At 36.7% G+C, this 708-nt stretch carries 1 protein-coding gene; it reads right to left on the reverse strand.

Features of this window, described 5'->3' with window-relative positions; genetic code table 11:
* Window positions 1–708, reverse strand: a 708-nt coding sequence (locus SE27_RS14565; protein WP_455550000.1) for a polysaccharide deacetylase family protein, incomplete at both ends; no start/stop codon positions are given.

Consider the following 708-nt stretch of genomic DNA (forward strand, 5'->3'; position numbering starts at 1 on the left):
TTCTGCAGGATAACGTAATTTTTCAACACCATAAATTTGTGCAATATTCCATATAATACTTTCGCCAGCGGGTAATGTTTGCGGCTGAATTTTATAGATCGGATCTTGATAGGCGGTATGACTATCAATAAATTTCCAGCCCTGTTTCTTAAAACCATCAATTATGTCTTCTAACCAAGCTGCATTAATTGCTCTGACATGCAGTAAGAGTATATGCTTCGGTGAGCGTCCGAGTGTTTGTAAAGCCAACTCATCGTAATATTGCGCTCGATCAAGTAAATGGAAAATATAGGCTTGCTTCAATTTATCTAAACTGGCTTGATCCTTTTCCTGTTGAAATTTTGAAAACAATTGATTGTAATACCAATCACTCGCATCAATGCTGACCGCACCCGATTGATAGTTATGAGTCTTAAGCCACTTTCGTACACTGTCCCTTTTTTCTAGAGTATTGCCTTCTTTAAGAAAGGGAAAACGATAACGTGCTACAAATCCGTGTAATGAAGAAAACGCTTGATGACCTTGCTGCATATCTTCTAAATAATCAGCTAAATTCACTTCATTTTTATGAAGATTGAGATGTAAATTTCCATGATTACCAATACGATGGCCTTGTTTCCCCCATTCAGTAATAATCTCTAAGCCCTCTTTCCCCCCAATTTTACTGAGACTGGGATAAACAATGGCATCAATTTTATATTTGTTTAA

Origin of the sequence: Acinetobacter harbinensis, from assembly GCF_000816495.1 — a bacterium.
GTDB lineage: Bacteria > Pseudomonadota > Gammaproteobacteria > Pseudomonadales > Moraxellaceae > Acinetobacter > Acinetobacter harbinensis.